Origin of the sequence: Flavobacterium hydatis, from assembly GCF_000737695.1 — a bacterium.
GTDB lineage: Bacteria > Bacteroidota > Bacteroidia > Flavobacteriales > Flavobacteriaceae > Flavobacterium > Flavobacterium hydatis.
This window is the reverse complement of the sequence record NZ_JPRM01000013.1, coordinates 57,632-83,616: the sequence shown is the minus strand read 5'-3', so window position 1 is coordinate 83,616 and position 25,985 is coordinate 57,632. Positions and strand designations below refer to the sequence as shown.

Annotated in this window: 23 protein-coding genes; 16 read left to right on the top strand and 7 right to left on the bottom strand. The window is 32.6% G+C overall.

The features are described 5' to 3' along the window. Positions 1-58: 58 nt before the first annotated feature. The 6 genes from thrA (at position 59) to IW20_RS09565 (ending at position 7,257) form a co-directional block, all read left to right on the top strand. Positions 59-2,506, top strand: a complete 2,448-nt coding sequence (gene thrA, locus IW20_RS09590) for a bifunctional aspartate kinase/homoserine dehydrogenase I (RefSeq protein WP_035621325.1) — start codon at positions 59-61, stop codon at positions 2,504-2,506. A 149-nt stretch (positions 2,507-2,655) separates the two neighbouring features. Continuing rightward, positions 2,656-3,576, top strand: a complete 921-nt coding sequence (locus IW20_RS09585) for a homoserine kinase (RefSeq protein ID WP_035621323.1) — start codon at positions 2,656-2,658, stop codon at positions 3,574-3,576. 236 nt (positions 3,577-3,812) lie between these two features. Further along, positions 3,813-5,102, top strand: a complete 1,290-nt coding sequence (gene thrC, locus IW20_RS09580; RefSeq protein ID WP_035621321.1) for a threonine synthase — start codon at positions 3,813-3,815, stop codon at positions 5,100-5,102. Positions 5,103-5,372: 270 nt separating this feature from the next. Then, a complete protein-coding gene (locus IW20_RS09575; protein ID WP_035621319.1) occupies positions 5,373-5,570 on the top strand; it encodes a YodC family protein in 198 nt (65 codons plus the stop codon). 43 nt (positions 5,571-5,613) lie between these two features. Continuing rightward, positions 5,614-6,429: a hypothetical protein gene (locus IW20_RS09570; protein ID WP_035621316.1), complete on the top strand. Its 816-nt coding sequence runs from the start codon at positions 5,614-5,616 to the stop codon at positions 6,427-6,429. 192 nt (positions 6,430-6,621) lie between these two features. Next, positions 6,622-7,257: a hypothetical protein gene (locus IW20_RS09565; protein ID WP_035621314.1), complete on the top strand. Its 636-nt coding sequence runs from the start codon at positions 6,622-6,624 to the stop codon at positions 7,255-7,257. A 125-nt stretch (positions 7,258-7,382) separates the two neighbouring features. Here the strand turns inward: IW20_RS09565 and IW20_RS09560 are convergent, their stop codons facing one another. Then, complete coding sequence (locus IW20_RS09560) at positions 7,383-7,787, bottom strand: helix-turn-helix domain-containing protein (RefSeq protein ID WP_035621312.1); 405 nt, start codon at positions 7,785-7,787, stop codon at positions 7,383-7,385. Positions 7,788-8,018: 231 nt separating this feature from the next. Here IW20_RS09560 and IW20_RS09555 point away from each other — a divergent pair, with 231 nt between their 5' ends. From IW20_RS09555 to IW20_RS09535, 5 genes are all read left to right on the top strand, one after another. Then, the gene (locus tag IW20_RS09555; protein ID WP_035621310.1) at positions 8,019-9,074 is read left to right on the top strand and encodes a serine hydrolase domain-containing protein; all 1,056 of its coding nucleotides are present in this window, start codon (positions 8,019-8,021) and stop codon (positions 9,072-9,074) included. 137 nt (positions 9,075-9,211) lie between these two features. Then, positions 9,212-10,222, top strand: coding sequence for a hypothetical protein (locus tag IW20_RS09550; protein WP_035621308.1), 1,011 nt, complete (start codon positions 9,212-9,214; stop codon positions 10,220-10,222). Between the two features lie 276 nt (positions 10,223-10,498). Further along, a complete protein-coding gene (locus IW20_RS09545) occupies positions 10,499-11,326 on the top strand; it encodes an SMP-30/gluconolactonase/LRE family protein (RefSeq protein WP_035621306.1) in 828 nt (275 codons plus the stop codon). 41 nt (positions 11,327-11,367) lie between these two features. After that, positions 11,368-11,874: a GNAT family N-acetyltransferase gene (locus IW20_RS09540; protein WP_035621304.1), complete on the top strand. Its 507-nt coding sequence runs from the start codon at positions 11,368-11,370 to the stop codon at positions 11,872-11,874. Positions 11,875-12,119: 245 nt separating this feature from the next. After that, positions 12,120-12,668: a HutD family protein gene (locus IW20_RS09535; protein ID WP_051885672.1), complete on the top strand. Its 549-nt coding sequence runs from the start codon at positions 12,120-12,122 to the stop codon at positions 12,666-12,668. A 149-nt stretch (positions 12,669-12,817) separates the two neighbouring features. Here the strand turns inward: IW20_RS09535 and IW20_RS09530 are convergent, their stop codons facing one another. After that, positions 12,818-13,402, bottom strand: a complete 585-nt coding sequence (locus IW20_RS09530) for a Crp/Fnr family transcriptional regulator (RefSeq protein ID WP_240478473.1) — start codon at positions 13,400-13,402, stop codon at positions 12,818-12,820. Positions 13,403-13,565: 163 nt separating this feature from the next. On the opposite strand from IW20_RS09530, the gene IW20_RS09525 reads away from it, so the two are divergent. Continuing rightward, positions 13,566-14,675, top strand: a complete 1,110-nt coding sequence (locus IW20_RS09525; RefSeq protein ID WP_035621301.1) for a pectate lyase family protein — start codon at positions 13,566-13,568, stop codon at positions 14,673-14,675. A gap of 408 nt (positions 14,676-15,083) precedes the next feature. On the opposite strand, the gene IW20_RS09520 is transcribed toward IW20_RS09525, so the two are convergent. The 3 genes from IW20_RS09520 to IW20_RS09510 all read right to left on the bottom strand — a co-directional run bounded on the left by IW20_RS09520 (position 15,084) and on the right by IW20_RS09510 (position 17,508). Next, positions 15,084-15,467 (bottom strand): DUF3037 domain-containing protein, encoded by a 384-nt coding sequence (locus tag IW20_RS09520; RefSeq protein ID WP_035621299.1) that lies wholly within the window; start codon positions 15,465-15,467, stop codon positions 15,084-15,086. Continuing rightward, complete coding sequence (locus IW20_RS09515; RefSeq protein WP_035621297.1) at positions 15,457-16,239, bottom strand: HipA family kinase; 783 nt, start codon at positions 16,237-16,239, stop codon at positions 15,457-15,459. Before IW20_RS09515 ends, IW20_RS09520 begins: the two co-directional genes overlap by 11 nt. Before the next feature lie 423 nt (positions 16,240-16,662). Continuing rightward, positions 16,663-17,508 carry an NAD(P)H-hydrate dehydratase gene (locus IW20_RS09510; protein ID WP_035621296.1) on the bottom strand — a complete coding sequence of 282 codons (846 nt, stop codon included), beginning with the start codon at positions 17,506-17,508 and terminating at the stop codon, positions 16,663-16,665. A 233-nt stretch (positions 17,509-17,741) separates the two neighbouring features. On the opposite strand from IW20_RS09510, the gene gcvT reads away from it, so the two are divergent. The 3 genes from gcvT to IW20_RS09495 all read left to right on the top strand — a co-directional run bounded on the left by gcvT (position 17,742) and on the right by IW20_RS09495 (position 21,925). After that, complete coding sequence (gene gcvT / locus IW20_RS09505; protein WP_035621295.1) at positions 17,742-18,824, top strand: glycine cleavage system aminomethyltransferase GcvT; 1,083 nt, start codon at positions 17,742-17,744, stop codon at positions 18,822-18,824. A gap of 89 nt (positions 18,825-18,913) precedes the next feature. Continuing rightward, positions 18,914-20,944, top strand: coding sequence for a S41 family peptidase (locus IW20_RS09500; RefSeq protein WP_035621293.1), 2,031 nt, complete (start codon positions 18,914-18,916; stop codon positions 20,942-20,944). 267 nt (positions 20,945-21,211) lie between these two features. Next, on the top strand, positions 21,212-21,925 hold the full coding sequence (locus tag IW20_RS09495; protein ID WP_035621292.1) for a YebC/PmpR family DNA-binding transcriptional regulator: 714 nt from the start codon (positions 21,212-21,214) through the stop codon (positions 21,923-21,925). A 377-nt stretch (positions 21,926-22,302) separates the two neighbouring features. Here IW20_RS09495 and IW20_RS09490 read toward each other — a convergent pair whose 3' ends face one another. Then, positions 22,303-23,343, bottom strand: coding sequence for a PLP-dependent cysteine synthase family protein (locus IW20_RS09490; protein ID WP_035621289.1), 1,041 nt, complete (start codon positions 23,341-23,343; stop codon positions 22,303-22,305). Between the two features lie 71 nt (positions 23,344-23,414). After that, positions 23,415-25,475, bottom strand: coding sequence for a S9 family peptidase (locus IW20_RS09485; RefSeq protein WP_089052146.1), 2,061 nt, complete (start codon positions 25,473-25,475; stop codon positions 23,415-23,417). Between the two features lie 137 nt (positions 25,476-25,612). Between IW20_RS09485 and IW20_RS09480 the strand changes: the two genes are divergently transcribed. Next, a complete protein-coding gene (locus tag IW20_RS09480) occupies positions 25,613-25,933 on the top strand; it encodes a YbaB/EbfC family nucleoid-associated protein (protein WP_035621285.1) in 321 nt (106 codons plus the stop codon). Positions 25,934-25,985 lie beyond the last annotated feature (52 nt).

The window sequence follows — 25,985 nt, the reverse complement described above, 5'->3', positions numbered from 1 at the left end:
AGGAAGAAAGGCATTGAATACGTATAAACACTTGTATTTATAAAATAAGACAAACACAATGAGAATATTAAAATTTGGTGGAACTTCGGTCGCCAATGCAGAAAATATAAAGAAAGTTTTAGAAATTGTAAACCAAAAATCAGAACAAGATCAATTAGTAGTTGTAGTTTCGGCTTTAAGCAAAGTAACTGATTTGCTTCAGGCTGCAGCCGCAAAAGCAGCTTCTAATGATGAAAGTTTTAAAGATATAGTTGCAGAAATAGAGAAAAAACATTTAGATACCCTAAAAGCTCTAATTCCTGTTAGCGAACAAAGTAGCTTATTAAGCCACGTAAAAAGAATTATAAATCACCTTGAAACTTTACTCGATGGATGTTTCTTATTGGGGGAATTATCCAATAGAACATCAGATACTATCTTGAGTTTTGGAGAATTGCTTTCGTCTTATATCATTGCCGAAGCTTTAAAACAAACTAATAAAAATAGCGGTTACAAAGACAGCCGTGAACTTATAAAAACCAATAACCATTTTGGGAAAGCTGCTGTAAACTTTGAAGTTACTAATCAATTAATACGTGATTATTTTGCTACAAATGAATCTCAAGTTGTTATCATGCCTGGTTTTATTGCTTCATCACTAGATGGAATCATTACAACTTTAGGTCGTGGCGGATCTGATTATACGGCTGCAATCTTGGCAGGAGCGCTTAACGCTAAAGGACTGGAAATATGGACTGATGTAAACGGAATGTACACTGCTAATCCTAAAATTGTGAAGCAAGCACATCCTATTGCAACAATTTCTTATCAGGAAGCAATGGAATTATCACATTTTGGTGCCAAGGTTTTATATCCGCCTACAATCCAACCCGTATTAAGAAAAAACATTCCTATTGTTATCAAGAATACTTTTGAACCAGAATCTGAAGGAACTTATATTTCTAATCAGGTTTCATCAAAAGATACTATTGTAAAAGGAATTAGCCATATCGATAATATTTCGTTAATAACTCTTGAAGGCTCGGGAATGATTGGTGTTTCGGGTTCATCTAAACGTCTTTTTGAAGTTTTATCTAACGAAAGTATCAATGTTATTTTCATTACTCAAGCATCATCAGAGCATTCTATTTGTATTGGTATTTTAAATGCAGATGCCGAAAATGCCGAGCAAGCAATTAATGGTGCTTTTGAAGTAGAAATTACCCAAAATAAAGTTGATCCTTGTATCGTTGAGAAAAACCTTTGCATTATTGCTTTGGTTGGTGAAAACATGAAAAATCACCAAGGTTTAAGCGGAAGAATGTTTAGCACTCTAGGTAAAAACAACGTAAATATTCGTGCTATTGCTCAAGGTGCATCCGAGAGAAATATCTCGGTTGTAATTAATGAGCGTGATGTAAAAAAAGCATTAAATACGCTACACGAAAACTTCTTTGAAGAAAACACTAAGCAACTTAACTTATTTGTAATGGGAGTTGGAAACGTGGGAGAAAAATTCATTGAACAAATTCACAATCAAAGAAAGTTTTTGAAAGAAAACCTAAAGATAAATGTTCGCGTTATTGCTTTATCTAATTCGAGAAAAATGATTTTCGACGAGGATGGAATTTCTCTTAAAGAATGGCAAGCAGCTCTAGAGAGTGGAGAAACAGCTAATAAAGATGCTTTTATAGAACGTGCAAAAGAACTGAATTTACGTAATAGTATTTTTGTTGATATTACAGCAAATGCAACTGTTTCTGAAACTTACGAAGAATTCTTAAAACAAAGTATTGCGGTAGTAACTTGTAATAAAATTGCTTGTTCATCAGAATATGATAATTACAAAAAACTAAAAAGTTTATCACGCCAGTTTAACGCTCCGTTTTTATTCGAAACCAATGTTGGCGCTGGTTTGCCGATTATAGATACAGTTAAGAATTTAATTGCATCGGGTGATAAAGTACATAAAATTCAAGCTGTTTTATCTGGAAGTTTAAATTTTATCTTTAATAATTTTGATAAAGATAACTCGTTTCTCGATGTAGTAAAAGAAGCCGGAGTTCAAGGATTCACAGAACCTGACCCTAAAATTGACTTAAGCGGAATTGATGTTGCCCGAAAAATTTTAATCCTAATCAGAGAAAGTGGTTATGAAATGGATATCGATGCTATTGCAAACGAATCTTTCATGCCTGCAGAATCTCTTGCTACAACTACAAATGAAGCTTTCTTTGAATCTTTAAAGAAACATTCAGCTCATTTTGAAGCTATTTATGATGAAGCTTTAAGCAAAGATTCAAGATTGAAATATGTAGCTCAATTCGAAAACGGAAAAGCAAGCGTAGGATTACAATTTATCCCAAAAGACCATCCATTCTATAATCTGGAAGGAAAAGACAATATTGTATTGTTTTACACCGATCGTTATGTTGATCAGCCACTGCTTATAAAAGGTGCTGGAGCTGGAGCTGCGGTTACAGCTTCGGGAATTTTTGCAGATGTAATTCGAATAGGAAATAATTAATTTTGAGGCACTAAGATACTAAGTCGCTAAGGTTCTGAGAAAAAAAACTTAGAACCTTAGAATCTCAGATTCTTAGAACCTTAAAAAAAAACAATGATTGGCAAAACCTTAGAACCTCTGAAACTTTGCCTCTCTGAACCTTAAAAAAAATGAAAGAAATAAAACTATTTTGTCCGGCAACAATTGCCAATCTCTCGTGTGGATTTGATGTTCTCGGACTTTGTTTAGAAACTGCGGGCGATGAAATGATTGTTCGCAAATCAGACCAGAAAGGCGTTCGCATCACAAAAATTGTTGGTGCCGATTTGCCTTTAGAAACAGAAAAAAATGTAGCTGGAGTTGCTGCATTGGCAATGCTTGAAACCATAGAAACTGACTTCGGGTTTGAAATCGAAATTTATAAAAATATCAAAGCCGGAAGCGGAATCGGTAGTAGTGCCGCAAGTTCTGCTGGTGCTGTCTTTGGTATAAACGAATTATTAGGGCGTCCATTTTCTAGAAAAGAATTGGTACAGTTTGCAATGCAAGGTGAGAAATTAGCTAGCGGAAATGCTCATGCCGACAACGTTGCTCCTGCCCTTTTGGGTGGTTTTACCTTGGTAAGAAGCTACAATCCGCTGGATATTATAAAAATAGATAGTCCAGAAGAATTATACGCTACAGTTGTACATCCTCAAATTGAGTTAAAAACATCTGATGCACGTTCGGTATTAAAACAAAATGTTTCTCTAAAAAGTGCCATCATGCAATGGGGAAATGTAGGTGGTTTAATCGCTGGATTATACACTAAAGATTACGATTTAATCGGAAGATCTCTTCATGACGAAATTGTAGAACCTTTACGAAGTGTCTTGATTCCTGGTTTTGATTTAATCAAACAAGCGGCTCTCGAAAATGGTGCATTAGGTTCTGGAATTTCAGGTTCTGGCCCTTCTATTTTTGCTTTAAGCAGAGGAAAAGAAAACGCTGAAAAAATTGCCAAAGCCATGAGCGAAGTATATGATAATATAGATTTACCATACGAAATTCACGTTTCGAAAATTAATCCAGATGGCGTAAGAATTATATAATACTAATTTCACGAATGCACACAAATTGGTTTGTGCAATAATTAAAACACAAACAAAAAACATAGCGTTTAATAAAAAATATCACCACAAAGCTTTGCGAACTCTGCGTTTTCAAAAGAAACAATTTCCTTGCGCTCTTTGCGGTTAAAATAAAACAACCAATAAAAAGCAATAAGTTTATAAGCATTAGGAAAAAAGCCTAAAGCATATAGCTTAAAGCCTAAAGCAATAAAAAAATGAAATACTATAGTTTAAACCATAATGCTCCAAAGGTTTCTTTTCAGGAAGCTGTAATACAAGGATTAGCAAGTGATAAAGGATTGTATTTTCCAGAAACTATCACGCCATTAAACACTTCTTTTTTTGAGACAATCGAAAATCTAAGCAACGAAGAAATCGCTTTTGAGGCCATCAACCAATTTGTTGGGGATGAAATTCCTGAGCATGTTTTAAAAGAAATTATTGCCGAAACGTTATGTTTTGATTTTCCGGTGGTAGAAGTCGAAAAAGGAATTTATTCGCTCGAATTATTCCACGGACCTACAATGGCTTTTAAAGATGTTGGCGCGCGATTTATGTCACGTTGTCTGGCCTATTTTAATAAAGATAAAGCAGATAGTAAAAACACAGTTCTTGTTGCGACTTCTGGTGATACTGGTGGAGCGGTTGCAAGCGGTTTTCTTGGTGTTGCAGGTGTAGAAGTTGTTATTTTATATCCGTCAGGAAAAGTAAGTGACATTCAGGAAAAGCAACTGACAACTTTAGGGCAAAATATTAAAGCTCTAGAAGTTGATGGTGTTTTTGATGATTGCCAGGATATGGTAAAAAAAGCGTTTTTAGATGAGACTTTAGCGCATAAAAACCTTACCTCTGCAAATTCTATCAATATTGCACGCTGGTTGCCGCAAATGTTCTATTTCTTTTTTGCTTACAAAGCATTAAAAAAACAAAACAAACCGTTGGTGTTTTCATGCCCAAGCGGAAATTTCGGAAATATTTGTGCTGGTATTATAGCCAAGAAATTAGGTTTACCAATCGAACATTTCGTTGCTTCTACAAACGTAAACGATACTGTACCAAGATTCTTAGAAAGCGGAAAATACGACCCGAAACCTTCTAAAGCCACAATTTCTAATGCAATGGACGTTGGGAATCCGAGTAACTTTATTAGAATTCAGGAATTATACAACAACGATCTAAAAGCTTTCGAAAAAGATTTCTCTTCTTATAGTTATACTGATGAAGAAACGCTTGAAGCTTTAAAACAAATTTACAATACAAACGGTTATATTGCTGAACCTCACGGTGCGGTTGGCTACCTTGGTTTAAAGAAAGAATTACAAAAGCATGACAATGCAATTGGTATTTTCTTAGAAACTGCTCATCCTATTAAATTCCTAGATGTTGTTGAACCTGCTTTAGGAATTACCCTTCCTATTCCAACACAAATTGAAAGTGTTATTAATGAGGAAAAAGTTAGTGTGAAGATTAAGAGTTATGAAGAGTTGAAGGCTTTCTTGGGATAATCTATTTGTATATTATTATAATATAAAAAAGGGACTGAAATAATTATATCAGTCCCTTTTTATTATATCAGCCCTACTTTTTCGTCGAATAAATATTCATTAAAAAGAAGAAAACAAAACTAAATTTTATTTCGTACATCCAAAAGTCAATGAATTAATTGAATCCCATACAGTTAAAAACAATGTTGATAACATTTTTACTTTCTAATTTTACTAACTTTTTATTTAATTAATTTAGTTATTATTATTATTTACTAAATCTATATAATTATGAATCAAAGTTTTAAAGAAGGAGAAACTGTTAGATTAAAAAGTGGAGGACCTTTGATGACAATAAGCAGAATTGACAAAGAAAATAATTTAGCAAATTGTGAATGGTTTGACAGTAAAAAAGAATTCAGAGCAGCTGACTTTTATCTAACAAGTTTAAAGCATGATGACAATAACATCCACATATCTGTTATTTAATTAAAATCATAAGCCACTATTCTGGTGGCTTATTTTTATTTATATGGAAAAATTCCCCTCTACTAAAGCAAACGTTGAAAAACAATTTGAACAAGAATTAGCAGCATCTTTTGAGCCTAAAAGAAAAAGGATATTTAAAAAGTTTTTTGCTGCTGCTCTTGGAAGCATACCATGGGTTGGAGGATTTTTAAATGCTGCAATCGATTTCAAAGCTGACGAAGACCAATTCAAAGCAAATAGTCTATATATTCAATGGTTACAAGAACATTCAAAAAAAATGTCAGAACTTGGAGAAACCCTGAACAATGTAGCTGTCCGTTTAAACGAATTTCCTGAAGAAATAGACCAACGAATAGAAAGTGAAGAATATTTGCAAATAGTTAGGAAAGCCTTTCGAACTTGGAATGACACTGATACAAGTGAAAAAAAAGAATTAGTCAGAAAATTAATTACAAATGCAGGAGCATATAAACTAGTTCCTGACGACTTGATTAGATTGTTTATAGACTGGATAAACATCTATCATGAAGTCCATTTCGCAGTGATTAAATCTATTTTTGAAAACTCTGGCATAACAAGATCTCAAATATGGAACTTATTAAATGGAACAAATGTTAGAGAAGATTCATTAGAAGCAGATTTATTTAAAATGATAATTAGAGATTTAAGTATGGGAGGTGTAATAAGACAACATCGTGCAACAAATTATCAAGGTGATTTTATCAAAAAAACTATAAAAAAAGCACCCAGTTCTATTTATAAATCAGCTTTTGATAATCAAGAACAATATGAATTGACAGAACTTGGAAAACAATTTGTACATTATACAATGAATGAAATTGTAGATAGGATTTCATAAAAACATTACTAATCGCAGTTTAAAGAACTTTCCCTTGTTAGCTCGAGCGTCTCGTTCGTGAATATAAAGAAATTCAAAATCAAATTAAAACATTCACGAGATCGTTGATTTTCAACCCCAAAAGCATAGTTCAAGAACGTTCAATTTAATTACACTACAGAAACTAGAATAATTAATCTAAAAAAAATAAAAATGTATCCTAGAAATAAAAGATCAACTACTCTTTTTAAAGAACAAAGACTTTCTGAATATCTAAACAATATTGAAATAACTTTGAAAAATAAAATAGACCGATATAATGATTTCACTTTAATTAATCTCAATGTAGAAAATGAAAGCGAAAAACTTATTAAAGAGTTACAATTATTTATTCCTAGACTAATTAAAGAAGATACAACAACTTCAATTAAAAAGGAAAAAATTGATGGTCGTCAATTACCATCGGGCACATATTTCACACCAGGAAAATTAATTGACATTGAAATAGCAAATTATAATATTCCTATTTCGGGCAATAATTTTTTTTTTAAGTGTGCACCCAATGGTTTTAAAGCAATGGATATAAATGTTGAATTAAATATTCACGATATAAATATTCAACTTACTAATTACTCAACAATAACTGGCAACGATGAAGCGATTGAAGGTTTGAAAAATTTATTGCTAAAATATATAGAAGTAATTGAACAATATCTTTTAAACATAAAAAATGAACTCGACGATTTTATACCAAAACTAAAAGAGAAACTAGTTAAATATTTAACAGAAAAAAAAGAAAATGCTATTTTGAAAGAGGAAAGTAACGACAAATTAAATCCTTTCAAATAAGTAATATACAAAGATTTAATACCCCAGCTAATACGAGCGAGAAGCTCGTATTAGCAATTGAACAAAACCAAAAAAGAGGTCTTAATAAGACCTCTTTTCTATTCTAATATATCTTCAAAAAACTATTATTTCCCGTTCAATAACTTCTCTAAATATTCAACTTTATCTTTTTCAGCTTGCACCAAACGTTCGTAAAGTTCTACAACTTTATCTAAAGGATTAAAAGTACAGTCGTAATTATTATTAGCTCCTTGTCCAAAACTACTATTTGAAACAGTATCATTAAAAGTATTAAAATAATTAAAAACTGCTTCTTCCGAAAAGTTTTTAATTGCTTCAACAGAAACTTCAAGAGCTTTTGCAATCTCAATTAGTTTTTGTTCGTCTACAATTTCGCTGTTTTCAATAGCCGAAATTGCCTGCTGATTTGTTCCTAAAGCCTGTGCCAGTGCTTCCTGTTTCATATCTTTAAGCTCTCTGATACGGCTTATATTTCTGCCGATATGTTTTGGTTTTATTGCTGTACTCATAATTCAAAGATATTTAAAATTCTTAAACGAAAATAGATTTCCGTAAAAAACAAGCCTTTTTCTGTAAGATACTCTTTTCATAATTGAGATAAATTGACAAATTCGGCTTTAGCCAAAAATACAAAAGATTAGGCTAAATATTTATTATTTACCGAAAACAGATTAACAAAGATTCTATTACTTTTGTGTTATATCCAATATCATAAACCACAAAAGTAATCTTCTAAAAAAATGAAAAAAAAGTTACCTTTTCTCCCTCTTGCCCTACTTTTATTTTTTGCATCAAACCAAACTATTTTTGCTCAAGCAAAAGACAATTACACTGCCAGAATAGATAGTCTGATTAAAACCACTTCTGTTCGACCTTTTAATGGGAATATATTGGTATCTCAAAACGGAAAAATCAAATATTCTAAAGCCTATGGCTATTCTGATTTTGCAAAAAAAACACCTCTAAAGTTAGATGACTATTTTGTTATTTTATCCAATAGCAAGCAAATAACAGCCGTTTTAGTTCTGCAAGAAGTTGAAAAAGGAAAAATAGTTTTAAATACTCCCATAAAAAAATATTTACCAAACTTAAAGCAACCTTGGACAAGTACTGTTACTGTCGAAAATCTATTAAATCATACTTCGGGTATTGTAAATTTTGAGAAACCTACTCTTTTTCCAGCTGGAACTCAATTTAAATACACCGATTTAAACTATATTTTATTGGGTCAAATTATCGAAAGGGTTACCAATAAAACTTATGAAACTGTCGTAAATGAATTGTTTAAGAAGAACAAAATGAAAGATAGTTTTTTCCCAAACGCCGATAATCAAAAAGATGTTGTAAACGGTCTTCAATACCTTAAAGGCAATGCAACCAAAATAATCCAAGGTGTTATTATTCCTAAAGAACAAGTTCCTGCCGCAGGACTTGTAAGTACCGTTAAAGATTTAGCTATTTGGAATGATTTACTACATAATGGCAAACTTCTGAACCAAGCTACTTATGGCCGAATGACTACTTATACTATTACTAACCAACATTCAGTCTTTGGCGATAAAGAAATCGGTTATGGTTACGGAATTCGTGTAAACGATGAAGCAAAAATTAAAGAGTTTGGTCATACAGGAATTGTACCTGACCAAGGATTTACATCAGTAAATTTATATTATCCTGAAACCAAAACTAGTATCATTGTTCTCGAAAATCAAACCTTTGACAATTTTGATATTGCTTATTATTTTGAAGCTGAAATCAGAAAGATTGTGTTGAATAGTGCGCTGTTGAATAAATAAAAAACGGAGTGAAAAATCATAATTATTGTTGACTAAAAAACATATAAAATTTAATTTTCCATAACAAAAAAACTACCCTTCATACAAAATTAATACTATTACAAACTATATATCAACTAATTAACCTAACCCTAAAAATGAAGAAAATTACATTAAGAGTATTACTTGTTGTTTTGCCTATGTTTTTTATTAATTGCTCTAAAGACGAAAGTACTGCCACTACTGCTCCTCCTCAAACTATACAAACACCAGATCCTAGATTGCCTAATCAAAAAGTATTTAAACCCGCAATACAATTGGTTCCTAAATCACTTACTGGAAAAGTTACAGGAAAATCAGCCGCAACAAAACAACGTATTGTTAAAGAATTAATTTTTAGAGTTACCAAAGATCAACTTGGGAATGAGGTTCAAAATGAGTTGAAAGAAAATAGATACTTATATGATTCAAAAGGTCGATTGTACTCAATTGACAGATACATCAAAGACAAATTCATTGGAATAATTTCTAAATATGAGTTTGATACCGCAGATAAAGTAACAAAAGCTTATCATGGCGATATTCCTGTTGAAATTAATAGTGGTGGGTATATCACAAAAACGACTGGTTCTGATGGGACAACAACAAACATATATTACGACGAAATCGGGCGTCTTGCTAAAGAAGTTGAAACAGGAACTTATGAGCAGGAAATTGAACATCAAGGACCTGATGGTAACTATACATACGAAACTGTTACCAATCCTAAAACCTCTACTTATTTATACAGCTATGTTGACAATAAAGTATTTGTTAATATCCTCTTGACTGAAAAAAATTACTCTACTGCTAAAGAAACTCCTACAGGAACTGAATATGTTGTTAAAGATAAAATTACTGAAATTACATACGAACTTACTATAGATTATACAAAGGCTGGTATATATTCTAGCGAACCAATCTTTAGATGTTACATTTATGATTGGATGCATATTTTAGATTGGAAAGTTAAGGCAGTATCTGAAGGTGTTACAGAATATGAATTGAGATATGATTATGAATATGTGTATGATGCGAATGGTTATTTAACAGAATCTAAAAAAACTACAACTCGCCCATCGTTTCCTGATCGCCCTTTGGTTATGAAAACGCTATACACTTACGAGTAACTTTAATAACGGCTTAAGTTTACAACAGATTTCTCTTAATATTAAAAAAAAAGCTACAGGTATAAATTTGTAGCTTTTTTTTATCTTTGAAAAAACCGATTTCAAGAATATAAAATTACCCCGATGAAGCATTTTACAGAATGAGGCACGAAACTGGAACTGCAAATGATACAACTCTTAGAGCATTGGCATATCATATTGCAGGACATGGACTTCATTACTTAAATTTTATTAAAGAGAATTATTTATAGAAAAACGATCTCAAAACTAACCATAATGAAAAAAAATATTATTTATTTTTTATTACTTTTTATAATAAGTTTTTCAAGTATAGCTCAACATTCTCTAACTAGAACTTGGGTAACAGATACTATCCTACCAGTTCCTGAATCAGTATTATATGATAAAACTGATCAGATATTATATACCTCATTAATGGATGGCTCACCAGCTGAACGCGATGGAAAAGGAAGTATCGGAAAATTAACTACTGACGGAAAAATCATTAATTTAAATTGGATATCTGGCTTAAATGCTCCAAAAGGGATGGCTAAATTCAAAAATAAATTATTTGTAGCAGACCTCACAGAAATTGTAGTTATTGATATTAAACAACAAAAAATACTAAAAAAAATAACCATAAATGATTCCAAAATATTGAACGATGTTACTGTCGATAAAAAAGGAGTTATTTATGTATCTGATCCGAAAGTTGGAAAGATATTTAAACTTGAAAATGATATCGCAACTGTTTATTTAGAAAATTTAAACAAACCAAATGGGCTAAAATTCATTGATGGTGATTTATTTTATTTAGACAATGGATCACTATACAAAATTGATAATAAAAATAATCAGCAAATTTTAGCAGAAGGTATGGATGAAAATACAGATGGGATTGAACAAATTACAAAGGGCAAATTCATCGTTAGTTGTTGGACAGGAATTATTTATTACGTGAATGAAGACGGCTCAAAAGAAATACTTTCAGATACAAGAAAAGAAGAGTATTATTCTGGAGATATTGGACTAGATTACGAGAAAAAAATAGTTTATGTTCCTTCGCTTTTCAAAAAAACTATCACAGCTTATTCTCTTAAATAAAGCAACTATAAAAACAAAAGATAATCCATTCTATTTCACCCATGATTATAAAAGCAACACTACAAGACATTCCAGCATTAAATACATTAATAAATTCGGCTTATCGTGGTGAATCTTCTAAAAAAGGTTGGACTACTGAAGCTAATTTATTAGAAGGGAAAAGAACTACCGAAGAAGAATTAACTGAAACTATACAAGACCCAAAAAATACTATCTTAAAATTTACTGAGAATGACCAACTTATTGGTTGTGTTTTGTTGGTAGAAAAAGAAGATAAACTCTATTTAGGAATGCTTACGGTTTCGCCTGAGCTACAAAATAGCGGTATTGGAAAAAAATTATTACATCAAGCCGAAATTCATGCTAAAGAACTGGGATTACCTAGAATTGTAATGACAGTAATATCTGTTCGTGATGAGCTTGTTGCCTGGTACAAACGTAATGGTTATGTAGATACTGGCGTAAGAGAACCTTTTCCTGAAAGTGATGTTCATGTTACAGTTGCAGAAGAACCTTTGGAGTTTATCGTATTAGAGAAAGAGATTTAAGCTTTAAAAAATTAACCGCAAAGGGATACGCTAAGTTCGCTAAGTTCGCTAAGTTCGCTAAGAAATCAGTGTTATCTCATTAAGACGCTAAGAAACTAAACTTTGGTTATCAGTAACCTTACGCCTTTCAAACCTTAGTTCCTTTGAATCTTTGCCTCTTTAAACCTTATAAAAAAGTCTTTAGAGAACAATCTGTTTTGTTCTTTGTCAAGAACTTAAATTAATCCTTTTCAAAATTAATAAAAATGAACATAAGCCTTTTAGCTAAAAAAGATAGTAAATCCTCTATTTGGAGTGGTGGATTAACTTATGAATACATGATATTTCCTAAAACAGCAAGTTATGCTGATAGGGATTTTGTATTCAGAATAAGCAGTGCCACAATAGAGCAAGAACCTTCGGTGTTTACCAAATTTAAAGGGTATTATCGATACTTGGTTATGCTTGATAATAGCTTGCATATTGAGGTAAACAAAGAAAAAAAGATATATGAGAAATATGAAATCATAGAATTTGATTCGGATGATGATGTAACTTCTTATACAAAAGGCAATGATTTTAATTGGATGGTTTCTGAAAAAATATCCCATCATAAACTGAAAATAACCAATAGTAATCAGAATTGTAATGCTCAAATAATAATTTTATATTCTTTATATACAACAGTAATTAAAATTAATGAGAAACCATATCATCTAAATCCTTATGATTTATTAGTCATTGAAAATCAAAAAAAGGAAAATATAATGATTCATTTTTCTGATGAATGTCTCTTTGGGATATTAGATTTTTAATCTAGTTAATCCTTTAATTTATCGCATAAAATTTAACCGCGAAGTCCGCTAAGATTTACGCTAAGTTCGCTAAGATAATACCTTGCAAAGGCGCAAAGAAAAAACCTTTGAACCTTTGTTACTCAGCGCCTTTGAACCTCTAAAAAAGCCTAAACATTCCTTTTAATCTTCGATAAGAATTCGTGAGAAACGCCAAGGTATGAAGATAAATTTTTGTTATTTATTTTCTGCGTTTTATCGGGATGTGTTTTTATAAACTCAAGATACCTTTGTTTGGATGTTTTATTTAAAACATCTAAAAGTCTTTCTTGTATAAGAATATTGGCTCTTTCGACCATTGCTATATGAAACTGAATTAGCTTTGGGACTTCTTTGAACAATAGCGATTTGTTAGACTTATTAATTACTAAAATTTCGCTGTCTTCTATTGCTTTAATATTATATTTGGTTGGTTTCTGATGATAAAAACTTTCAATATCACACATCCAATCATTCTCGAAAGCAAAAAAGAGGACACTTTCACTTCCGCTTTCGTTTAGGATATAGATTTTAAATGCTCCTTTTAAAATAAAACCTTCATATACACTATTGGAATCCTGAATTTGTAGAAACTCATTTTTCTTTAATTTGATGAATTCTGTTTTCCTTATAATTATATCCCATTCTGTATCTGTAAGGGCAATTTTGCGCTCAATATTATCCCTTAAAAGTTTATACATCTGGTTATTTTTCATTTTTAGCAAAAACATTATAACTATTTAATTTACAATATATTTATAGATAATAAAAAATAAATGTAATCGATTACTAAATTAATAAAAAAGATAGAACTAGTTCAATTTTTTTAAAATATTTTATAAAGACTTTTGGCGTATTAATTAACCCAAAATATCTATTATGAAGATTAAATCTACATTATCAGTGTTATTACTAACTCTGATTTTCGGCTTTGCAAGTTGCAATAACGAAGAAATTACTGCTACGCAAAATGGTGATAGCAATGCAAGCACGACTTTATCAACAAGTCAGAATCTTACTGCCAAAGTAGGTAATTGTGCTGAGGTCCCTGGTTGGGCATCTCAAAACGGAGGAACTAGTGGTGGAGGAAATGCTGCCGAAACGGTTGTAACTACCTATGCACAATTAAAAGCTGCTATAGAAAATAGTGCTGTAAAAGTGGTAAAGGTTACAGGTACTATTACAATTACAACAAGATTATCTTTTCAGGATCAATCTGGCAAAACAATTTATGGTGCTAGTGGTGCTAAATTAGTCTCTACGGATCAAACTAAAGCAAACTCTGGTATCATCAATATTAAAAGATGTACCAATATTATCATCAGAAACTTAATCTTTGAAGGTCCTGGTGCTTACGATACTGATGGTTGGGATAATGCTATTATAGATGATTGCCAAAATGTTTGGGTCGATCATTGTGAGTTTAGAGATGGTGTTGATGGTAATCTTGATATCAAAAACAAATCAAATTACGTTACTGTTTCTTATACAAAATTTGCTTACCTAAAACCTCCTAAAGCTGGTGGCTCTGGCGGAACTGATGATCATAGATTTTCTAATTTAATTGGTTCTAGTGATAGTGCTACGGCTGATCGCGGAAATTTGAAAATTACTTTTGCTCGTTGTTGGTGGGCTCCCGGTTGTAAGGAAAGAATGCCAAGAGTTCGTTTTGGTCAAGTACATATTATAAATAGCTATTTTAATAGTACTGTTAGCAATAAATGTATTGCTGCAGGTTTTGAAGCTAATATTCGTGTAGAAAATAACGTATTCGAAGGCGTAAAAACTCCTATTGATTTAATGACTGGTCATACTGCTGTAACTGCTGTTGGCAATATTTTTACTAGTACAACTGGTAATACAGCTGGAAGTAATGCTGCTTTTACTCCTCCGTATGCTATTGTAACTCTAGCAGCATCAGCAGTTAAAGCTGATGTTACAGGTGGAGCTGGTGCTACATTTACTGGTAATACTTGCGGTTCTTTTTAATTTAATTTAACCATATAAGTTATGTAAGTGTATTTAAGCTATTAGTACTTAGATTTATTTATATGACTTATATGGTTTCTTTTTAGAATATAATTTAACCGCAAAGTTCGCAAAGGTTTACGCTAGGTTCGCTAAGAAATTATCTCGCTAAGACGCTAAGTCGCAAAGAAAAAAAATAAAGTTTTTTTACCTTTTCAACCTTTGTTCCTTTGAACCTCTGAGTCTTTGTCCCTTAAAGAATGAATTTTAACCGCAAAGTTCACAAAGGTTTACGCAAAGAACGTAATAGCATTTCTCGCAAAAACGCTAAGTCGCAAAGAAAAAAACTAAAGTTTTTTTTTACCTTTTCAACCTTTGTCCCTCTGAACCTTTGTCCCTCTGAACCTTTGTCCCTTTGCCCCTTTCCAACTAAAGAACTAACTCCTCAAACAATCTCTGAATCGTTTTGTCTAAATCTTGGCATAAACCCGGATGTGGTCTTGAGGTTTGAATCGCTGAACTACGTATGGCTGTTAACCAACGGAAACGTTCTGGAATTTCCATTTGACCAATTGGTCCGCCATCTTTGGTTCCATTGGCTATTTTTTTTAATGAGGTTAAATTACAATGCAATTGTTCGACATCAAAATCGGCTGAAAGTGCTTGGATTTTGGCATCATTTATATGGTACAATACTTTTATAAATTTGGCTCTTTTGCAAAACAATATGATACCTATATTTAGGAATTCTTCGCGCTCTACTCTTGGCACAACACGAATTACGGCATATTCATATAAGTGACTATCTTGCATTTTCGGCTTCTTTTACAAAAATTTCAGAATGGTTTAATCGTGTTTGTAAAAATTGCAAGTATACATTTCGCAATCCTTCGGGCGTTTCATCGGTATCTTCCCAATTGAGCCAATCGTCTGGAATAAGTGCTACTATTTCCTGTAGTAATTCGGGAGTCAAGATTGCTTTATATTCTGAATCGACTTCTTTTAAAAGTGATGCTTGTGGCAACAATACGTGATCTTTTATCAATGCAAACGGACTTTTGGCATGTTGCTCCCAATTGTTCCATGAATGATGAAAATACAAACACGCTCCGTGATCTATTAACCACAGTTCTTTGTGCCAAATAAGCATATTGGTGTTTCTAAAAGTACGGTCTACATTGGTAATAAAAGCATCTAACCATACAATTTGCGACGCTAGTTTAGGGTCGACTACTGTTACAACTGGATCAAAAGTAATTGCACCTGATAAAAAATGTAATGCTAAATTCAGCCCATGACTTCCTTGCAGTAAATCCTGAATTTCTTCATCGCCTTCGGTTCTGCCAAAAGCTTCATCGAGATTAGCAAATACCAATTCGGGAATTTGAAGTTTTAATACGTTGGCAATTTCACCTCCTATTAATTCGGCAATTAGGGCTTTAACGCCATGCCCTGCTCCTTTAAATTTTAGGACGTACTTAAAATCGTCATCTGCTTCGGCTAAAGCGGGTAACGAACCGCCTTCGCGCAACGGACTTATATATCGCGTTACGTTTACCGTTCTTAGATCGAGTTTGTTTTTCATAGTCAGCTTTTACTGGAATACAAACTTACTAATTTAGATTTTTAGAATTCTGGGATTACATCAAAAATTGATTACACCATATCTGTAGAGACGCACCGCAGTACGTCTACCACAATATATTTCGATGTTAAGTTAATTTTGTTTCACGCAGAATCTAAACACCACAATTAACAAGCCACGTCCGTAGAGACGCACCGCAGTGCGTCTCACACAATATATTCCATAATAGTGCAGCGCGTTGCATTATTTTTTTCACGCAAATTCAGCAGATTTAGCAGATTTTTTATCTCTGGTTTAGTTTTAGGATTTTGTTTGTGGAATGTATTGCGGAGACGCACTGCGGTGCGTCTCTACATTGCGTATCAACAATACGTTTATACATCTTTAAATCTTGCCTCTATACTCTTGCCTCTAAAAATCTAACTAATCTAATGCCAAAAATGCTTTACCAAGATTTGCAATAATATCGGAAGCTATAAATGACTGATATCCTGTTTCGGGTAGGGCAATATCGGCGGTTAAACCATGTATATAAACTCCTAATTGGGCGGCTTTAATTGGTAAATATCCTTGTGCCAATAAACTTGTAATTATCCCCGTTAGGACATCTCCGCTTCCTGCGGTTGCTAAGGCTGCGTTTCCTGTAGTGTTTTCATAGACACTTTCGCCGTTTACAATTTGTGTAGGTGCGCCTTTCATAACTATGATTACTTGGTGTTGTTTGGAGAATTCTGTCGCTCTTACAAGTTTTTCAATTTCAGAGCGCCAACTTCCTATTAAACGCTCTAGTTCTTTAGGATGCGGTGTAAGTATCGTATCTGGTTGTAGCAAATCATACCATGATTTATTTTGTGATAGGATATTTAGTGCATCGGCATCGATAACTAAAGGCGTTTTATTTGTTTTTAAAAACTCCTGAAATGCTTTTTGTGTGTTGGGCTCCTGTCCTATTCCTGGACCAATTCCTATGGCTTGTGGTTTTATATCGAATATGATTTCGGATATATATTTTTCATGTGTTGCGGTTACAACCATTACTTCGGGGATTGTAGATTGGAGGATTTCGTAGCCACATTTTGGGATATGTGTGGTTACGAGTCCGCAGCCTGATTTTATACAAGCTTTGGATGCTAAAACGGCCGCTCCTATCTTTCCATAACTTCCTGCAATAATTGCTGCATGTCCTTGAATTCCTTTGTGTGTTTTAGGATTTATAGGTTTATAAATCTGTTGAATCTCGGCTTGGGTTATAAGAATGGGTGCTTTCATGAATTGGGTATTTTTATTAAAATTACAAAAAAACATGATCCTAAAATGATTATTACTTCCCGATAAGCTCTAGCCCTGATAATAGCGGTATCCTTTATGTTTTTTCTTTAAAAACATAAAGATATAGCGAATAGCAGGAAATAGCTCCTAATCTTTGCGATTTTTATAATTTTGAATACTTGTTTACAATATTTTTTGAATAAATTTGCGATTCACTTTTATAAACACACACAATGAAAAATACTGCGCTAACGCACATACATGAGGGTTTGGGAGCGAAAATGCTACCTTTTGCTGGTTATAATATGCCTATTTTATACGAGGGTGTAAATGCTGAACACGAAACGGTTCGTACTGCTGTGGGCGTTTTTGACGTTTCGCACATGGGGGAATTTTTATTATCTGGTCCTAATGCTTTGGCTTTGATTCAGAAAGTAACTTCGAATGATGCATCGACACTTACTATTGGTAGAGCTCAATATTCTTGCTTACCTAATAATGATGGTGGAATTGTAGATGATTTGATTATTTATAAAATGAAAGAGGAAGAGTATTTACTTGTTGTAAATGCTTCGAATATTGATAAGGACTGGAATTGGATTTCTTCGCACAATGATTTGGGTGTGGATATGAAAAATCTTTCTGATGATTATTCTTTGTTAGCAATACAAGGGCCTAAAGCTGTTGAAGCGATGCAAAGTTTGACTTCAGTTGATTTATCGGCTATTCCGTATTACCATTTTGAGATTGGTACTTTTGCAGGAATCGATAATGTAATTATTTCGGCTACTGGTTATACTGGTTCTGGTGGTTTTGAGATTTATTGCAAAAATGATGAGGTTGAACTTATCTGGAATAAAGTTTTTGAAGCTGGTGCTGCTTTTGGTATTAAACCAATAGGTTTGGCGGCTCGTGATACGTTGCGTTTAGAAATGGGGTTCTGTTTATACGGAAATGATATTAATGATACTACATCTCCTCTTGAGGCTGGATTGGGTTGGATTACAAAATTTACTAAAGATTTTACAAACTCTGAGAACCTGAAAAAACAAAAAGAAGCTGGTGTTACTAAAAAGCTTGTAGGTTTTGAGATGCAGGAACGTGCTGTACCAAGACAAGATTATGAAATTGTTGATGGTTCTGGAAATGTAATCGGGGTGGTAACATCTGGAACTATGTCTCCATCTATGGGTATTGGTATTGGTTTAGGATACGTAACTATCTCAAACAGTGCAGTAGATAGTGATATCTTTATTAGAATTAGAAAAAATGATGTTCCTGCGAAAGTGGTAAAATTACCTTTCTATAAGAAATAATACTTTTCGGCATTGATATTTTAGTGAGATTATACTCTTTTTATAAAAAAAATTAGCGTAATTTTAATTTAAATGTTGATACTCGATTTATGAAAAAAATTTCATTAGTATTTCTGCTTGTTGGTTTCTCTCTGTTTGGTCAAAATAGTGACTCTACGTGTGAAATATTAACTAAAATAAATGCGCTTATTCAAAGCGAACATATTCAGCCAAAACCGGTAGATGATAGTCTATCGGTTTTTGTTTTTGATAATTTTATTGATGACCTTGACCCTTCCCGAAATGTATTTCTGAAATCGGAATACGATGCGCTTGCCAAAAAATATCGTCTGAATATTGACAATCTTATATTGAATAAAGATTGTAGTTTCTTGAATGATATTGTAAGCAAATACCACAATGGTCTTGTGAGAAACAAAGCCGCTTTGGAAAAAATAATGGCCGAACCTATTGATTATTCTGCCAAAGATACTATTCGGTTTTATAAAAAATCTTTTCCTGTATATATGAAGGAAAACGAGATCGAGAAGGTATGGCGTAAAAAAATGCGCTATGAAATCCTTGACGAAATCTCGGAGGTAAGTTCTAATCTGGATTCACTTAAAACCAACTTCTCTTCTCTTGAAGCTACTTATAAAAAGATTGTTCTTGATAATGAAATATGCCGTGTAAATACGCTCTTGCAAACAGGAAAAAATCCGCAAGAAAAGCTATACAATTATTTCTGTACCTACTTTGATCCTCATACGGCTTATTTTAGTAATGATTCTAAATCGACTTTTGTAGCTTCTTTATCTAAAGAGCATTTATCGTTGGGGTTAAACGTAAATGTAAATGAGAAGAATGAAATTATTGTGGAGGAATTAGATCCTAATGGTCCAGCATTTAAAACTGGACAAATAAAGAAAGGGGATCAGATTGTTTCTATATCTAATAAAAAAGAAACTTTAAAGGTTTCGTGTGCCACGCTTGAATCTATTTCGACCATGATTATGTCTGAGTTGAACAAAACTATCGTTCTTACTCTTAAAAGGAATGCTGGTAAAAGTTTTGAAGTAAGCATCGAAAAACAAATTATGAAGGATGAAGAAAACTCTGTCTTTAGCTTTATAATTGGTAAAGAAAGTAAAATTGGTTACATAAAAATTCCTAGTTTTTATGCCGATTTAGAAGGCAATAGCGGTAAAGGTTGTGCAGATGATACTGCTAAAGAAATTATTAAATTACAAAAAGACAACATTAAAGGTCTGGTTATCGACTTAATAGATAATGGCGGCGGATCTATGGAGGAAGCCATAAAACTAGCCGGAATGTTTATAGATAGTGGTCCTATCTCGATTGTTGTTGATAATAAAAAAGAACAATCGGTTATAAATGATCCTTATAAAGGCATGCTTTACAAAGGTATTGTTGTAGTCTTGGTAAATGGTAATACGGCTTCGGCCAGTGAGTTCTTTGCTGCAATTATGCAGGATTATAACAGGGCTTTATTACTTGGTAGCACTACGCTAGGAAAGGCTACAATGCAAACCATACAATCTCTGGATGAAAAGAAAAATACTGATTTCTTGAAAATAACTATTAATAAATTTTATAGAATAACTGGTAGAAGTCACCAATATATAGGTATAACTCCCGATGTGGTTCTTCCGGAGTTTTACGAAAATATTATCCAGAAGGAGAAAAATTTCCCAACGGCAATTAAAAATGATAGTATTGTTCCAGTTTTAAGATTTAGACCTTATGTAAAAAGAAGCCTAATAAATAGCTTGGCAGATGATAGTACTATAAGGGTTGCTGCTAGTGATTATTTTAATAACATCATTCAGATAAATCAAAAAATAGATCAGCTTATTAATATTCCGCAAACAGAAATTCCTATGACTCTAGACGCTGTTTTTAATCAGAAAAAGACAAGAAGCGGTCTATGGGAAGATATAAACTCGTTTAACAGTAAAAACAGTCCGCTTGATATTTATAACTCGACTGTTAACCAATTTCTGTTAGGTGTTTATCCTACCGAAAAAGTAATGAATCAGTATCAGATTAATAATCTTAAAACTAATCCGTACTTAAGCGAGGCTGTAAATATCATTAATGATTTTAATGCTGCTAAATAGTACTTAGTTGATAATTAACAATTGATAGTTGATAATTTAAACTTGCGAGCTTTGTGTATCCCGAAGCGTTAGAATTGGACGGAATTGTAAACTTTGTGGTTATTTTCATGTAGTATATACGCTCAATTTATGCATCACTATTATTGTAAACTGAGCCTGAATACCGTAAACAGCTTATAATAAAACATAATTAAAAAAAAGAATCGTGTTTGTTTTTGTAAAATAACTAATAACTGTATTTTTGCAACTCAAAATAAAAAATTAGCAATGGGAAGAGCGTTTGAATTTAGAAAAGGTAGAAAAATGAAACGTTGGTCGGCAATGGCCAAAACATTTACCCGTATTGGTAAAGATATCGTAATGGCTGTTAAAGAAGGTGGTCCTAATCCGGATGCCAACTCTAGACTAAGAGCGGTTATACAAAATGCCAAAGCAGCCAACATGCCTAAAGACAATGTTGAGCGCGCTATAAAAAATGCCAGCAATAAAGATACTGCCAACTATAAAGAAATTTTATTTGAAGGTTATGCTCCTCACGGAATCGCAATATTAATAGAAACTGCATCTGATAATAATAATCGTACTGTAGCCAATATTCGTAGTTACTTTAATAAATGTAACGGGACTATGGGAACACAAGGTTCGGTTGAATTTATGTTTGACCATACTTGTAATTTCCGAATCCCTAAAGGAAATCTTGATCCTGAGGAATTAGAATTAGAATTAATCGATTTTGGTGCCGAAGAGGTTTTTGAGGATGAAGATGGAATTTTAATCTATGCTCCTTTTGGTAGTTTTGGAACTATCCAAAAAGAATTAGAAAACAGAGGTCTTGAAATCTTATCTTCTGGTTTTGAACGTATCCCGCAAATAACAAAAGAACTTACTGAAGCTCAAATTGCAGATGTAGAAAAACTTATCGAAAAAATTGAAGAGGATGATGACGTAATGAACGTATATCACACTATGAAAGAAGAATAATCTTTCGCTTTTATACTTATAAAAAACTCCAGAGAAATCTGGAGTTTTTTTGTTTATAGCATATATTATTGTTCAAGTCTTTACTGATATAGCATTCAATTACTTTTTTTTATATTACTTGTAACCTCAGCAATTACCTTAAAGCAGCTTTAAACCTCTTCTATTGATTTATCAACAGAAAAAGCTAACTAACTTCAAATCATCAATACAAGCGCTTACACTTACTTAATATTCCGTTTACATTCCGAAACTGAGATTTAGCTGCTTTATTAATTCATTATTCCAATAAATTTTAAAACAGCCGTATACTAATGCAGTATAAAAACAAAAAACTCCAGAAGCATCTGGAGTTTTTAATATATAAGATTGTATTTTCTTTATTTTACAAATTCAATTTTTTGAACTTCTTCTTCGTTTACACTATCAAAGAAACCTTGTTCGTTCATCCAATCATCACTAAATACTTTACTCATGTAACGTGATCCGTGATCAGGGAATATTGCTATTATATTGCTGTCTTTTGTAAACTCACCTTCTTCTGCATATTGTTTAATCGCTTGCATTACCGCTCCAGATGTATATCCTACAAATAAACCTTCTTTTCTGGTAATTTCTCTGGCTGAGTGAGCACTTTCTTCATCGGTAACTTTTATAAATTTATCGATGATGTCAAAGTCTGTAGCCGATGGGATAAGATTTTTACCTAAACCTTCTATACGGTAAGGATAAATTTCTTTATTATCGAATTCTCTTGTTTCGTGATATTTTTTTAATACCGATCCAAAAGCATCAACTCCTAGAATTCTAATATTTGGGTTTTGTTCCTTCAAGTATTTTGCAGTTCCTGAGATAGTTCCTCCAGTTCCACTACACGCTACAAGGTGTGTAATCTGACCTTTCGTTTGTTCCCAAATTTCTGGTCCTGTAGTGTTATAATGCGCATCAACATTTAATTGATTAAAATATTGATTAATATAAACCGAACCTTTGGTTTCTTCATGCAATCTTTTAGCAACATTATAATAAGAACGTTCATCATCTGCAGAAACGTGTGCTGGGCAAACGTATACTTTGGCTCCTAGACTACGCAACATGTCGATTTTGTCTTTGGATGATTTTGAGCTAACAGCTAGAATGCAGTTATATCCTTTTATAATGCTTACCATTGCTAAGCTAAAACCTGTATTGCCCGAAGTAGTTTCTATAATTGTATCTCCTGGAGATAAAATCCCTCTCTTCTCGGCCTCTTCAATAATATATAATGCGATTCTATCTTTTGAGGAATGTCCCGGATTAAAAGCTTCTACCTTTGCGTAGAAATTACCTTCTAACTCTTCAGTGATTTTATTTAGTTTAATAAGCGGGGTATTGCCTATTAATTCTAAAACGTTGTTGTAAGCAGTTATTTCTTCTTTCATAAAAAAATAGTTAATCGAGGGTATTTTTAAATTAACCTCGACAGGTTGCAAATTTAACAAAAAAATTCTAATTACATTTTAATTTTCTCTAAATCTAATAAAAAACTAAACTCTTTGGCTAGTTCCTTCAAGGCCTCGAAACGCCCGGAAGCACCGCCATGCCCCGCATCCATGTTTGTATGAAGGAATAATAAATTATCATTAGTTTTTTTATTTCTTAATTTAGCCACCCATTTAGCTGGTTCCCAATATTGCACCTGAGAATCATGTAAACCAGTAGAAATGTACATATTAGGGTATTTTTGAGCACTTACGTTATCATAAGGTGAATAAGACAACATATAATCATAATATTTCTTTGTATTGGGATTTCCCCACTCATCATACTCTCCTGTAGTTAACGGAATACTACTATCTAACATTGTTGTCATAACATCAACAAATGGAACTTGAGCAATTACACCGTTATATAATTCGGGAGCCCAATTTACAATAACCCCCATTAAAAGCCCACCTGCAGAGCCTCCTTCGGCATATAAATGCTCTGGTGAAGTATATTTTTGCTCAATTACGTATTTAGAACAATCGATAAAATCTGTAAAAGTATTCTTCTTTTTTAATAATTTTCCATCTTCATACCATTGTCTTCCCAAATCTTCTCCTCCACGAATATGTGCTATTGCAAAAATAAAACCTCTATCTAGCAATGATAATCGTGTAGATGAGAAATAAGTATCCATAGTAATTCCGTATGAACCGTATGCATAAAGCAATAATGGGTTTTTACCGTTTTTTTCTAATCCTTTACGGTAAACCATAGAAATTGGCACTTTTACACCATCTGTAACAGTAACCCAAATACGTTCTTCGATATAATTGTCCTTATCAAACTTCCCTCCTAGAACTTGTTGTTCTTTTAGGATTTCTTTGGTTTTCGTTTTCATATTAAAATCGATAACCGAAGATGGTGTTGCTAATGATTGATAACTATAACGTAAAATATCGGTATCAAAATCAATGTTTGTAGTAGTAAAAGCACTGTAGGTTTCGCTGCCAAAAGGCAAGTAATAATCTGGTTCGTCATTCCAAGGCATAATTCGAATATGATTCAACCCATTCGAACGCTCCTCTACAACTAAATAATTTTTAAAAATTTCGATGTCTTCTAACAAAACATCTTCCCTATGCGGAATAAGATCTTTCCAGTTTTTCTTTCCAGTAGCATTTTCAGGCGTTTTCATCAACTTAAAGTTAGTTGCCTTATCTTTATTGGTTAGAATATAAAAATGGTCTTCAAAATGCGAAATACTATATTCTAAACCACGAACACGAGGCTGGAAAACAACAAACTCTCCATCAGGATTATCTGAGTTTAGCGTTCTATATTCGGTAGTAAGTGTACTTCCTGAACTAATTACAATATATTTTCGAGATTTTTCTTTTCCTACAGAAACATTAAAAGTATCATCAGTTTCTTCAAAAACCAAAACATCATTAGTAGAATCTGTATTTATTTTATGCCTAAATACTTTATCAGCACGCAATGTTACCTCATCTTGCTTGGTATAAAATATAGTCTTGTTATCATTTGCCCAAACTGAACTTCCTGTAGCATTTTCTATTTTATCCGCAAGAATCTCACCTGTTTCTAAGTTTTTAATCTGAATCGTATAGATTCTTCTTCCAACTAAATCTTTTGCAAAAGACACAAATTTATTATCCGGACTTATACTCAATCCGCCTAATTTAAAATAATTATGTCCTACTGCCAATTCATTACAATTGAACAGAATTTCTTCATCGGCAGTTAAACTCCCTTTTTTTCTAGAATAAATTGGGTAATCTTTACCCGTTTCAAAACGAGTAATGTAGAAATATCCATTATAAAAATAAGGAACAGACTCATCATCCTCCTTAATCCTGGCTTTCATCTCCTCATATAGTGCTTTCTGTAAATCTTTAGTATGTGCTGTCATACTTTCGTAGTAAGCATTCTCTTGATTTAGATAGTCAATAACTTCAGGATTTTCTCTATCATTCAGCCAAAAATAATTATCAATTCTAACTTCTTTATGTTTTTTTAATGACTTCGGAATTTCTTTAGCTATGGGGGCAGCAATTTTATTTGGCATTTTTCGGATTTTAATTTTAAAATGAATGTACAAAAATAACATAAACGAACGGGTAACTAAATGCTTTTTTATCTAATTAACACTTGAATTTAAATTTGAATTAGTAATTTCGTTCCATAATTTAAAAACAACCGAAAATGGATTTAATGGGAATGATGGGAAAACTTAAGGAAACCCAACAAAAAATTGAAGATACAAAGAAACGATTAGATATGGTTTTAATAGACGAACAAAGTGCTGATGGATTATTAAAAGTTACTTTGACAGCTAACCGAAAAATAAAATCAATTACAATTGACGATTCTTTACTAGAAGATAAAGAACAATTAGAGGATTACTTAATTGTAACATTAAATAAAGCAATAGAAAAAGCTACAGATGTTAACCAAACAGAGCTTGATGCTGTCGCAAAAATGGATATGCCGATGATTCCTGGAATGGATAATCTTTTTAAATAAGATTGAAAAAAGGTTCAGAGGTTTAAAAAAGAAACAAAGGTTCAAAGGTCTT

Bases quoted from the DNA above. Each gene is read 5' to 3' on its own strand.
- thrA (WP_035621325.1), top strand. From the start codon at position 59: ATGAGAATATTAAAATTTGGTGGAACTTCGGTCGCCAATGCAGAAAAT.
- IW20_RS09585 (WP_035621323.1), top strand. From the start codon at position 2,656: ATGAAAGAAATAAAACTATTTTGTCCGGCAACAATTGCCAATCTCTCG.
- thrC (WP_035621321.1), top strand. From the start codon at position 3,813: ATGAAATACTATAGTTTAAACCATAATGCTCCAAAGGTTTCTTTTCAG.
- IW20_RS09575 (WP_035621319.1), top strand. From the start codon at position 5,373: ATGAATCAAAGTTTTAAAGAAGGAGAAACTGTTAGATTAAAAAGTGGA.
- IW20_RS09570 (WP_035621316.1), top strand. From the start codon at position 5,614: ATGGAAAAATTCCCCTCTACTAAAGCAAACGTTGAAAAACAATTTGAA.
- IW20_RS09565 (WP_035621314.1), top strand. From the start codon at position 6,622: ATGTATCCTAGAAATAAAAGATCAACTACTCTTTTTAAAGAACAAAGA.
- IW20_RS09560 (WP_035621312.1), bottom strand. From the start codon at position 7,787: ATGAGTACAGCAATAAAACCAAAACATATCGGCAGAAATATAAGCCGT.
- IW20_RS09555 (WP_035621310.1), top strand. From the start codon at position 8,019: ATGAAAAAAAAGTTACCTTTTCTCCCTCTTGCCCTACTTTTATTTTTT.
- IW20_RS09550 (WP_035621308.1), top strand. From the start codon at position 9,212: ATGAAGAAAATTACATTAAGAGTATTACTTGTTGTTTTGCCTATGTTT.
- IW20_RS09545 (WP_035621306.1), top strand. From the start codon at position 10,499: ATGAAAAAAAATATTATTTATTTTTTATTACTTTTTATAATAAGTTTT.
- IW20_RS09540 (WP_035621304.1), top strand. From the start codon at position 11,368: ATGATTATAAAAGCAACACTACAAGACATTCCAGCATTAAATACATTA.
- IW20_RS09535 (WP_051885672.1), top strand. From the start codon at position 12,120: ATGAACATAAGCCTTTTAGCTAAAAAAGATAGTAAATCCTCTATTTGG.
- IW20_RS09530 (WP_240478473.1), bottom strand. From the start codon at position 13,402: ATGAAAAATAACCAGATGTATAAACTTTTAAGGGATAATATTGAGCGC.
- IW20_RS09525 (WP_035621301.1), top strand. From the start codon at position 13,566: ATGAAGATTAAATCTACATTATCAGTGTTATTACTAACTCTGATTTTC.
- IW20_RS09520 (WP_035621299.1), bottom strand. From the start codon at position 15,467: ATGCAAGATAGTCACTTATATGAATATGCCGTAATTCGTGTTGTGCCA.
- IW20_RS09515 (WP_035621297.1), bottom strand. From the start codon at position 16,239: ATGAAAAACAAACTCGATCTAAGAACGGTAAACGTAACGCGATATATA.
- IW20_RS09510 (WP_035621296.1), bottom strand. From the start codon at position 17,508: ATGAAAGCACCCATTCTTATAACCCAAGCCGAGATTCAACAGATTTAT.
- gcvT (WP_035621295.1), top strand. From the start codon at position 17,742: ATGAAAAATACTGCGCTAACGCACATACATGAGGGTTTGGGAGCGAAA.
- IW20_RS09500 (WP_035621293.1), top strand. From the start codon at position 18,914: ATGAAAAAAATTTCATTAGTATTTCTGCTTGTTGGTTTCTCTCTGTTT.
- IW20_RS09495 (WP_035621292.1), top strand. From the start codon at position 21,212: ATGGGAAGAGCGTTTGAATTTAGAAAAGGTAGAAAAATGAAACGTTGG.
- IW20_RS09490 (WP_035621289.1), bottom strand. From the start codon at position 23,343: ATGAAAGAAGAAATAACTGCTTACAACAACGTTTTAGAATTAATAGGC.
- IW20_RS09485 (WP_089052146.1), bottom strand. From the start codon at position 25,475: ATGCCAAATAAAATTGCTGCCCCCATAGCTAAAGAAATTCCGAAGTCA.
- IW20_RS09480 (WP_035621285.1), top strand. From the start codon at position 25,613: ATGGATTTAATGGGAATGATGGGAAAACTTAAGGAAACCCAACAAAAA.